Below are 9881 nucleotides of genomic sequence, written 5' to 3' on the forward strand. Positions count from 1 at the left end.
TTTATCTATCCAGACTGATAAACTAAGCTCTTGTTTTCTTCTAATCGCCTCCTCATTTTCATCCTTGTACGCCTCAATCCCAAGTGAACTGCGATCAGTCTATATAGCCAAGGGTGGGCTATACAATAAAAGGGTTAATATTGCATTTGACCCCTTATCATGCCAGCACACGCACCTGTTGCGTCATGTGCGGCATGGTTGAGCAGTGCCAGCGCATGCTCAGCATCGGTGCGACTAAGCTGCAAGCCAAGGCGACTTTGCCAATGGTGAAAGTCGTTATCTGCACCCGGCTGGATCATTTTATCCAGGGCTTGCTGAATCAGAGTGAAGGGACGGCTGTTGGTGGTATCGGCCAATATCAATGTGCGCAGGTGGTTGAAGGCAATTTGCAGGTAGTAAGGTTGCAGCCATTGCACTGCCGCAATCATGGCTTGTTTATCGTCATCTGAGAGGTCGATTTTGTAGCTCGCTGCCAGTTGGCTCAGCATATCGAAAGCAACCTGATGACTGAACGGCTCCAGCCCCTCATGAGACAAACTGTCAATGGTGTCGGCCATACCGTGTTCTTGCACCAAGGTGTCAAGACCGACAGAGCCGGAGACCAGCCAGCGCACCTGGCCGGCACCGGGAAGTGCGCACACGTCGTTGCAAAACCAGTCAAGAAAGCGGCGTACCTGCTGAGAGTCATCACGAATAATGTTGTAGAGCATGATGGGCAGCTCATCCATATAGATTAGCCAGCGCCCTTTGGCTTGTGCGATGAGTTGCAGCAGATCACAAGCAATAATGGTCCACTCCTCTGGCGCTTGTTTATTGAGTGAAATTTTGACACCGCTGACTTGTATCGATTGAGTTCGTTCGCCTATTTCAGAAAGTTTTTCCTGATTACCCGTAATCCTCAGCCAACTTTAGAAGCCTATTTGGCATAGGGTGTGTTCTTGCCGCAATATAACCAAATCTTGGTAGCATATCCTCTAACTGAAAACGACGATTAAAGCGGTAACAAAACTCAGCTAAATATCGCGGTAAATATGGCTATTTGCATTCTAGGGTTGGAATCCCATCATTCTAGCCCTAGAACTTTAATCATCTGAAATCACTTATCTGGTTGGATTTTACTGTTTTCTGATGGCTTCTCAGCAGTGTGGGCTGGTTGGAATTCCTAATGTGAAGCTCTCTTGTAGTATCTATAGATTAATCCTTGACCATGCAATTCAATTCGTAGATGGCCAAGAAAGTCAGGCCACTCTTCCAAACAGAGCCGCTCGGGCAGCACTCGAGACGCATACGCAGCCAAGACAGTGTCGTGCGTAACCCAAACGTGGACCCCTTCACTCGCGTTTCTTAAGCTGCGTTCGATTACTTGCGTCATCTCTTGCGTTGCTTGGTCCAGCGGTGCAAAACCACTCCAATGTTTATCGCCAGCCAACAGGTGTTGGTTTACACGCTGGTGGCCTTTTTCCTGCCAGTGTTTCCATGCTTGTCCACCATCTTCGATGATGAATCCAGGGTCGCCGAGCAGCCTGGAATGCACCACAGCCAGAGGAAACATCGCTTGCCTCGCAATGAGCTCTGCCGTTTGAACGCATCGAGGTATGGAACTGCTTTTGATACTTACGATGGGGCCTGCTATCTGGCTAGCGAATAGCAGAGTGTCTTTTTCACCTTTTTCCGTAAGTAAGACTTCGTTCCCTACTTCATCTGCGGGAATGGTTGGTCTCTCTGCGTGACGCACAAGTAAAAGAGTTTTCATGCAAGGTTCTCCCCTGAAGAAAACACCAGGATAGACACCAGGCCTTGGGTGGGTATTCTGCACTCGAGGAATAGTCCCGCCTGTTCGGCCAGGCTAGTCAATTGACTCTCCGTTCGCTCTTGCCCTCCTGTAACACTTAGCAAATGAAGGTCACATAAAGCGCCATCAAACCCACCTTCGGGAAGGAGCATTTCGACAGCCAAAATTTTTCCTGAGGGTGCAAGCGCGGTCTTCGCGTGCTTCAGTATGTCGATAGACTGCTTGTCCGACCAGTCGTGTAACACTCGTGCAAGAATGATTTTGTCTGCCGTTAACGGCCACGGTTGAAATAGATCGAAGCCAACTTTGTTCTTAACTGTTGCTGCTTCAACTACTTCAGGTAGATCTCCCAAAACGAGCTTTGCTTTCGGAAATGTTGTCTGTAGCAGGCGCGTTAACTCTCCAGTTCCGCCTCCTGCATCGAACACGACATCTCCACTTTCAATCGGTAGTGAGCTGATCACACCCTCATAATCATGGCGAGCGTAGCTTTGAAGCATGGTGTGGTGGCCAGGTAGCCGATCCGGGTTTTTCGCGACGGAAGTGAAGATTTTCTGGGCGTGATAACTTCCTCGAATTAGGTCGGGGAGTGATGCCCAGGGATGAAGAAGTTTTTCACGATACTCCAAGGCGGCAGTGGCTAGTGTTTGAGGATGCTTAGTGCAGAGAAAGTGGCCCTTGTTGGTAGCAGACCAGATGCCATCTTGGCATTGAACCAAGCGAAGCTCTGCTAACCCGTTTAGTAGCCGGATTAGCCTATCTACTGCTGTCTTGGTATTCTGCGCAAGTCGAGGAGCACTATCAGGGAGGTGTTCGAACAGGTTTAGCTCGACCGCCGTGGCGATAGCAAATGTTTTCCAATAGCCAACCATATCGGCGGATAAGGCCGAGAAGTCATCGGTAGCGGGCTCTCTGAGAGAGCGTAAATTTTGTCCTCTTTCGTCGATAATCAGCAAAGCCCCTGAATGGCTTTCGACTCTTGCACAGCCGTTGTAGAAGGGTTCAACGTTTGCGTACCGTTGTGGGTAGCGTTCATGACCAGTTTTATCTATGTGGAACCAGCCGAGCAGGTCGCGAGCCCTCGCACACCCTTTGTGATAAACATCTAGATCATTGAACCAGCACTGATGGAGGAATTTGCCGCTGGTCGTGATGTGAGTACTGAGCCCTGATGCAGACTGCACAACAGCGATGCCTTCTCGGAAGTCTCCGCAATACTTCCACTTATCACCATAAAGAGCCCGCCCCTCCTGGTTTATGTGAAAGTAAGCCCCATCGTGATCGCAGACCACACAGACGTCATTTTGAAAGTTACCTGCGAAGATGTACCGCTCATCGTATGCAGGCGCACCTGAAGGGGTTATATGGAACCACTCATCGCCTAAAACTACCGAGGCGTATCCGCAATAAAAGCCGAAGGTTCGGTCAAAGTGAGCTGAGTATGCAGGGCTGCCATCTTCGAGAATATGCCAACTTTTCCCTCCTTGGGTCACAGAAGCGAGTTGGACGGAGCTATTTGTTTGGTGAAACGACAGCACTTCGTCAAAACGCGATTCGTAGAGAGGCATCCCATCGACTTTGATATGGTGCGTTACGCAGGACGAAACGCTGATTTTTTCGTGGCTAGTCATGGGGACGTCTCATGTTGCACTGCTGGCAAAGCGCGTGTTGCCGGTAGTGTTCGGTTAGTTCCTGGTAGGCAGTGCTTTGAATCAGGGCCTTTAGGTTCGAGTTGGTAAGAGAACCAAAGTCGCCAAGCGCTTTCCGTTCTTGATCCGGAGCGCAGCAAACATTGAGCCTGCCCGTCGGATCGACCCACAGTTCTTGGCCCAAGAATGGACAAGAGCCGTTAGGCGCAATGTCATCCAACTTGTCGAGAGTCAGTTCAAAGAAGTTATCCAGACGGAAAGGCTTAACACTACTTGCATTGTGATGTTCCACTCGTGTTCTGCAGTGTTTAACGATTTGATTCCAGCGTTCTGCAAAACGAACATCGTTCCTCAGACTTTCTTTTTCCAACTTAGTGAAATGTGTCCATAGTTGGTGCCCTTTGAGTCGGTCAAAACCGAGTTCAAGTGCCAGCTCTAAGAGCTCAGAGATCTCCTCGAGGTTACTGCGCATAAACGTTAGCTGCATCGTAACTGAACAGTAATGTTGGGACCCTAGTCGGTCTCGGACAGCGATAAAACGCCGAGCATTGTCGATATGCGTGTTGAGAGAGGTTCCTGGCATGATGGACGCCTGAGTCGACGGTGTAGCACCGTTCCACGAAATTTTAACGTCGCTGCCGATAGGGATGATTCTTTCGGCCCAGTATTCCACGCTTTGGCTTTTATTCCGGCTGGGGAACGTGCCATTGGTTGTGAGGTTAAGCGAAAGATTCAGCTCATTGCACAGTACGAGAAAGAAATCGAAATGAGGATAGAGCAGAGGTTCTCCCATCGTTGACGGGATGATCTCGCGGATTCCCATTGCCGCTGCTTCGCGAATCGTTTTCTCAAGCAACTCAGGATTCATCATTGGGCGCAGACTACCCTGAGCTTTCCGCGTACTTCTATCTTCGGAAAACGGAGAGTGGTCTTCGCACATCACACAGTTGAGATTGCAGAAGTCTGGATTGGTATCCAGAGTGATGCGCCAGAATGTAGATCCGTTCATGAGGCCAAACGCTGGTAGCAAGCTTCCAGATCGAGGATGTGCTGGTCAATGCACGGTATTTCTCCGTCTTCGCTGTACACATATCCCCTCTCACCCAAGGTTTGTGCCAGCTCGGGATCGTTAAGTAGAGCCTGCATTTGAGACGCAAGGGCATCAACATCGCGATGACGAAATAGCAATCCATTCACTCTGCGCTGGACGTACTCACCCATTCCACCGGTGTCGGCTGTTATAACCGGGACTTTCGCCTGTTGGGCTTCATGTATTACCAATGGGGAGTTTTCTACCCAGATGGAGGGAGTGACAATGACGTCGATCTTGCTGAAAACATCTCGGGCGATTTGCTGGTTCTTGTACTCCGGCATCCACTCAACGTGTTCCCTTTTGTGCATTGGTAACGTCTCGGCAATGGCCCGCAGTGCCCGAGAGTCTTGCCCTCTATCACGGCCCCAAATACGTAGCTTGGCATTACCATCCAACTTCCCGAATGCTTCGATCAACTGGTGAATGCCTTTTGCAGGGATGTGTGTACCGATATAGCCAAACGTGAACGGCTCTCCACTCTCCCTGTTTCGTCCGACCATCCTGCTGCGGTCAAAGCCGTAATCAAGATAGATACTTTTAGACTCAGGCAAGCCGAAATCACGCTCATAGCGATTCTTCAGGTAGTGCGCAGGGGAGATAAACAGATCGACCTGATCTACTACATCACGAATATGTTCCATGCGGCGGGAAACCCAGTTTTCCCAGTAGGTAATGTCCTGGTCTATTTCATCCTCGGCTCCAGAGAAGTACCGTGCATAGCATTGAGTGGCACATTTACGGTTTTCTTGGCCATCGCATGCGGCCCACAGATTCTCGTCTGAAGAGTGCATTTGCATGAATTGGCCACGGGGGCACATCAGCCAGTAATCGTGTAGGGTATAAATGATAGGGATGTCGCGCTCTTTGGCGGCGTATACCAGTGAGGTGGACAGGTGATTTAGGTGCCCGATGTGGACGATGTCCGGTTTGACCTGATCGAGCAGTTCGGCAAAACGTTGGTCGACAACGGCGAGGCGGTAGCGATCCCGATGGCGTGGGTTGTTAACGAGGTGAAGCGTGATTTCAGGCACATCCGCATCCTGACCAATACGAATCGCTCCATCGGGTCGGAAGGAATCCTCCTCACGAGTAAAAACATGAACTTCATGCCCTCGTTTCACCAGTCCATGACAGATGGTCTGTGAATAGACTTCTGATCCTGCGTTGTACAGCATTGGGTAACCGTGAATGACTTTTACAATTTTCATAAGACTGCTTCTCGAGAGTCGATAGACATAAAGGCGTTCACCAGTTGGCGAATACCTTGCTCGGGTGTGATTTGTGCCTGCCAACCCAGCAGTGCACGAGCTCTTTCTGGGTTGCCTATAAAGCGACAGACGTCATAGCTACGAGAAGTCGCTTCAATGATGGGAGATTTGGATCGAGCTTCGGTGACAGCTATCTCTGCGGCTTGGCGCAACGTTGTGCCGATGCCGGGAAGTAAGTGAATCGGAGGGATGCTCCTCTCTCCGGCATCAAGCAGTTGAATTAGGCGAGAAATACCAGCAACCGTATCGGTAACATGTGTGAAATCGAAAAGGTGCTCGAAACCATCAACTCGAAGATGGTCGCCCATTGCCGCATTCCGGCAAAATGCAGGCAGTACTCGGTCATGATGATCTAGGGGACATCCATAGACGTTTGCCAGGCGAACAACAGCCGTGTTTAGGCCCGCTGTTCGCGCTTCCAGAGCCGACTTTTCCATATGAAGTTTGGCGCGGCCATAAACATTAACCGGTTCAAGCACGACATCTTCACTGACAGGTAGAGTGTGCTGCTCTCCATAGACTTCTCTGCTGCTAGCAACTAGAACCCAAGGTTTGGAAGGGCTTTCGATAGCCTGTTTCAATAGGGACTCGCTAGCAATGGCATTGAGCTGCCAGCACTTGATAGGGTCCCGCTCTCCCCACACCACGCGTGATACAGCGGCTAGATGGACAACTCCATCGACCCCTTTCAAAGCGCTTCTAAGTTTGTCGGTGTCAGTAATGTCTCCTGACCCATCCTCTATGTCGTACCCTCGAACGCGGAATCCGATTTTGTGGAGCTCCGCTTGGAGGTGCCTGCCGACGAGGCCTCTGTTGCCAGTAATTAAAATGGTCTTCATCTTGAGAAAGTTTCCTTATCCCCTCCAAGCAGCACCCAGAGGATCGTGCGACAAATTTTGATTTAGAAAGAGTTAAAGTCTTGAGTTCGGGGTTAATTGTTCCCCTTTCATCAAGTCTTTATCGAAAGTGCCATTTGGGGGCTCTCATACACAAACCTGAACCATACGGGTCTGATTGGCGGTCAAGCAAGCAGTGCGTCGAAATCAACACTGAACTCTGCTTCTAAGAACTCTATCGTGGCTGGTTGGCCATCGAGCGAGGCCCGGACCAACTGCGAGGTGAGCAGCCCGCTCTTCGATTTCCACCTGGCGTCATCGCGTTCAACCACCTTCATCCAGTCAACAAGAGCAACGTATTCTGAACAATCGAGCGAATCGGAATTCTCTGCGATACCTAGGCATTTGAGTTCGTGCTGAAGCAAGGGCTTTCCACCAATCAAAACCTCCCTGACGGGCTTGGCCTTCTGAGTAACCCTGCCAATGCCAACGAAACCGTGCCTTTTGAGATAAGCCGCCACAATATCGCCTTCTTCCAAGCCAAGCATGGCATCGCGGAATCGGAGGGCCTGTCCTGCTGAGATAAAACCGTATCGGATGTAATCATCCCAGATTCGATGAGGCCCTTCACCTACGTTTGCCTTTCCCGTAATAGAATTCCTCGGAGTTTCGAGGATCGATATAGACGTAAACGTAGTAGTTGCTCATTCAGTGCACGCCCTAATCCAACCCACCACTCTCGGCCTGCTTCAGCAGGGTCGGAATGTGCGATAAGGGGTCAAGTACAATATTGACTGCTTATCTATCCAGACTGATAAACTAAGCTCTTGTTTTCTTCTAATCGCCTCCTCATTTTCATCCTTGTACGCCTCAATCCCAAGTGAACTGCGATCAGTCTATATAGCCAAGGGTGGGCTATACAATAAAAGGGTTAATGTTGCATTTGACCCCTTATTTGACCCCTTATCCTTTTGACCCCTTATCCTTTTATTCTTGACAGGTAAATGTCGGATTGCAAGATGATTATCATTGAAAGTGATGTGGAATTGAGTGATGGTTAGGATAGTCAAAAAAAGAGACGCTGGGCAGGTAGGAAGGGACTCTGAGTGGGTTTTTCTACAGCCTCGTTAGCTTTTTTGGTAGCAATGCCCGTTTTTGGCGAAAAATCAGTCTGTTGTTGGTTATTTACAAATAAGCATGATACCTACTCGTGTCTTTACTATTGATAAATAGTAAAGAATGATCTATCTTTGACATATTACTCAGAGCAAAGAGGTGTGATATGCCAAAGGTTAGCGCAAAACGACAAATAACATTGCCTATCGAGCAGTGTGAGGCTTTAGGAATTGAGCCTGGTGATGAGGTTGAAAGCTTCGTAGCGGATAACAAAATTACTATTGTTAAGAAGCTAAAGGGAGCGGCTAAGGGGCTTCTCAAACAAGTTCGAGGCGATTCATCTATGACAGATGAAGAATCACTGCAAAGCGCCTTGAAATGATAGCAATAGATACCAATGTGTTGTTACGTTATCTCTTGGAGGATGATGCAGCTCAGTCATCAAAAGCAAACCATTTGATTGCTAATAAAGGAAAAGTGCTAATTACGGATGTGGTGCTGGTGGAGACTATATGGACTCTTAGAGGTAAAAAGTATCAACTCAATAAGTCTGAATTGGTAAGTGTTATCCAGGCGCTATTTCAAGAACCAAATATTCGCTTTGAAAATGGGCAAGTAGTATGGTTAGCATTAAATGACTACAGGAATGCTAAGCTAGTTAAAGGTAAAGAGGCAGACTTTGCGGATGCTCTGATTGTGAATAAAGCTCGATATATTGCTAATACCCAAGGTCATAGTTTTGACGGATCATATACTTTTGATCGTGCGGCACAGAAACTCGCTGGTGCAAAAGCCCCTTGAGGAAAATTTACTTGAAAAGGGGTCGAGTGTAATATTGACTCTTTGCGTTGTGAAGCTTACCCTTGGTTATACCTACTGCAAACTGGTCGGTTGTGGTTGAGGTTTTTTCGTATAAAGAAAGGAGTGTAGGGTGGATGTGTGACCAGTTGAAGATGAGAGCCACGAAGAGGTGAGGCTAAAAGATGAGTGCGCTAAGTGATTACGTAACATTAAATTCAAAACCTGAGCAGCGCACACTTGATGAGCAGTGGATGGCGCAAGCGATGCAGCTTGCCAGCCGTGCAGAAGCGGAGGGTGAGGTGCCTATTGGGGCGCTGGCTGTTTGTGAGGGTGAGGTGATTGGGCGTGGTTGGAATCGCTCGATCTCCACTCACGACCCTTCTGCGCATGCTGAGATTATGGCGCTGCGTGAAGCGGGTCAGGCTATTGAAAATTATCGCCTTTGCGATGTAACGCTCTATGTCACCCTTGAGCCTTGTGCGATGTGTGCTGGCGCAATGTTGCATGGGCGCATTGCTCGTCTGGTGGTTGGTGCATCTGACCCCAAAACAGGAGCGGCTGGTTCGGTTTTGAATGTGCTTGAGGGTAGGCACACTTTTCACCAAGTAGCGGTGGAGAAGGGTGTGCTTGCGGAGAGGTGTGCTGAGCAGCTGCGTCAGTTTTTTAGAGATCGTCGTGCGGCTTCAAAATCAAAGTTGAAGTGAGTCTGCCGTATCAGCTTTTGGTTGGAGTAAATGTGGCCTCAAAATCGGCTACTTTGAAGCCGATGGTTACTCGGCCCCGGTACTCGATGACAGGTCGCTTGATCAGTGTCGGATTTTCCAATAAGAGAGCCGCGACATTATCGCCAGATAAGCTGTTTTTAATTTCATCACTTAGATTGCGCCAGGTGGTGGAGCGTTTATTCACCATAACCTGCCAGCCAATTGCATCGATCCAACGCCGAACCATCTGCTCATCAAGGCCATCGCTGCGAATATCGTGAAAGGAGTGCTCCACTTCGTGCTGGGCGAGCCAGTTAAGGGCTTTTTTGACGGTATCGCACTGTTTAATTCCAAAGAGTACCAGCATGGTTTTTAGAACCTGTGTGGATTGAATAAGGTGATGACAAGCAAGACGTTATGATAACCTGAATTGAGGGGTTTGCGATAAAAAATAGGGGGTAGACCATGCTTATTACACCCTGTTTTTATATTTTGACCTAAATCCTGCAAGTAAGAATACCGCAAATCACCCCCCCAAAAAGTGATCACTTATTGGCCTGAGGGTGGTGGATTATCACCCACCCTCAAGCTAAAGAAGCAGAATAACGCCCTCGTTGTTCTT

Annotated in this window: 11 protein-coding genes and 1 pseudogene; 3 read left to right on the top strand and 9 right to left on the bottom strand. The window is 48.8% G+C overall.

Annotation, left to right across the window (positions count from 1 at the left end; genetic code table 11):
• Positions 1-134: 134 nt before the first annotated feature.
• The 8 genes and pseudogenes from L3J94_10050 to L3J94_10085 all read right to left on the bottom strand — a co-directional run bounded on the left by L3J94_10050 (position 135) and on the right by L3J94_10085 (position 7186).
• Complete coding sequence (locus L3J94_10050; protein MCF6219074.1) at positions 135-728, bottom strand: hypothetical protein; 594 nt, start codon at positions 726-728, stop codon at positions 135-137.
• A gap of 157 nt (positions 729-885) precedes the next feature.
• Positions 886-1032: pseudogene (locus tag L3J94_10055) on the bottom strand (IS1595 family transposase).
• Positions 1033-1162: 130 nt separating this feature from the next.
• A complete protein-coding gene (locus L3J94_10060; GenBank protein ID MCF6219075.1) occupies positions 1163-1753 on the bottom strand; it encodes a phosphoglycerate mutase family protein in 591 nt (196 codons plus the stop codon).
• Positions 1750-3423 carry a methyltransferase gene (locus L3J94_10065; protein ID MCF6219076.1) on the bottom strand — a complete coding sequence of 558 codons (1674 nt, stop codon included), beginning with the start codon at positions 3421-3423 and terminating at the stop codon, positions 1750-1752. The genes L3J94_10060 and L3J94_10065 overlap by 4 nt, the downstream gene beginning before the upstream one ends.
• Entirely contained in the window at positions 3416-4381 is a 966-nt protein-coding gene (locus L3J94_10070; protein MCF6219077.1) for a radical SAM protein, read from the bottom strand. The genes L3J94_10065 and L3J94_10070 overlap by 8 nt, the downstream gene beginning before the upstream one ends.
• Positions 4382-4446: 65 nt before the next feature.
• Entirely contained in the window at positions 4447-5742 is a 1296-nt protein-coding gene (locus tag L3J94_10075; protein ID MCF6219078.1) for a glycosyltransferase, read from the bottom strand.
• Positions 5739-6641: an NAD(P)-dependent oxidoreductase gene (locus tag L3J94_10080; GenBank protein ID MCF6219079.1), complete on the bottom strand. Its 903-nt coding sequence runs from the start codon at positions 6639-6641 to the stop codon at positions 5739-5741. Before L3J94_10080 ends, L3J94_10075 begins: the two co-directional genes overlap by 4 nt.
• Positions 6642-6823: 182 nt before the next feature.
• Positions 6824-7186 carry a hypothetical protein gene (locus L3J94_10085; protein ID MCF6219080.1) on the bottom strand — a complete coding sequence of 121 codons (363 nt, stop codon included), beginning with the start codon at positions 7184-7186 and terminating at the stop codon, positions 6824-6826.
• 734 nt (positions 7187-7920) lie between these two features.
• On the opposite strand from L3J94_10085, the gene L3J94_10090 reads away from it, so the two are divergent.
• The 3 genes from L3J94_10090 to tadA all read left to right on the top strand — a co-directional run bounded on the left by L3J94_10090 (position 7921) and on the right by tadA (position 9259).
• Complete coding sequence (locus L3J94_10090) at positions 7921-8136, top strand: AbrB/MazE/SpoVT family DNA-binding domain-containing protein (protein MCF6219081.1); 216 nt, start codon at positions 7921-7923, stop codon at positions 8134-8136.
• Positions 8133-8555 carry a type II toxin-antitoxin system VapC family toxin gene (locus tag L3J94_10095; protein MCF6219082.1) on the top strand — a complete coding sequence of 141 codons (423 nt, stop codon included), beginning with the start codon at positions 8133-8135 and terminating at the stop codon, positions 8553-8555. The genes L3J94_10090 and L3J94_10095 overlap by 4 nt, the downstream gene beginning before the upstream one ends.
• 182 nt (positions 8556-8737) lie before the next feature.
• Positions 8738-9259, top strand: a complete 522-nt coding sequence (tadA, locus tag L3J94_10100; GenBank protein MCF6219083.1) for a tRNA adenosine(34) deaminase TadA — start codon at positions 8738-8740, stop codon at positions 9257-9259.
• Between the two features lie 10 nt (positions 9260-9269).
• Here the strand turns inward: tadA and L3J94_10105 are convergent, their stop codons facing one another.
• Positions 9270-9626: an arsenate reductase gene (locus tag L3J94_10105; GenBank protein ID MCF6219084.1), complete on the bottom strand. Its 357-nt coding sequence runs from the start codon at positions 9624-9626 to the stop codon at positions 9270-9272.
• Positions 9627-9881: the final 255 nt, after the last annotated feature.

It is taken from the genome of Gammaproteobacteria bacterium, from assembly GCA_021647245.1.
Classification (GTDB): Bacteria; Pseudomonadota; Gammaproteobacteria; order RBG-16-57-12; family RBG-16-57-12; genus JAFLJP01.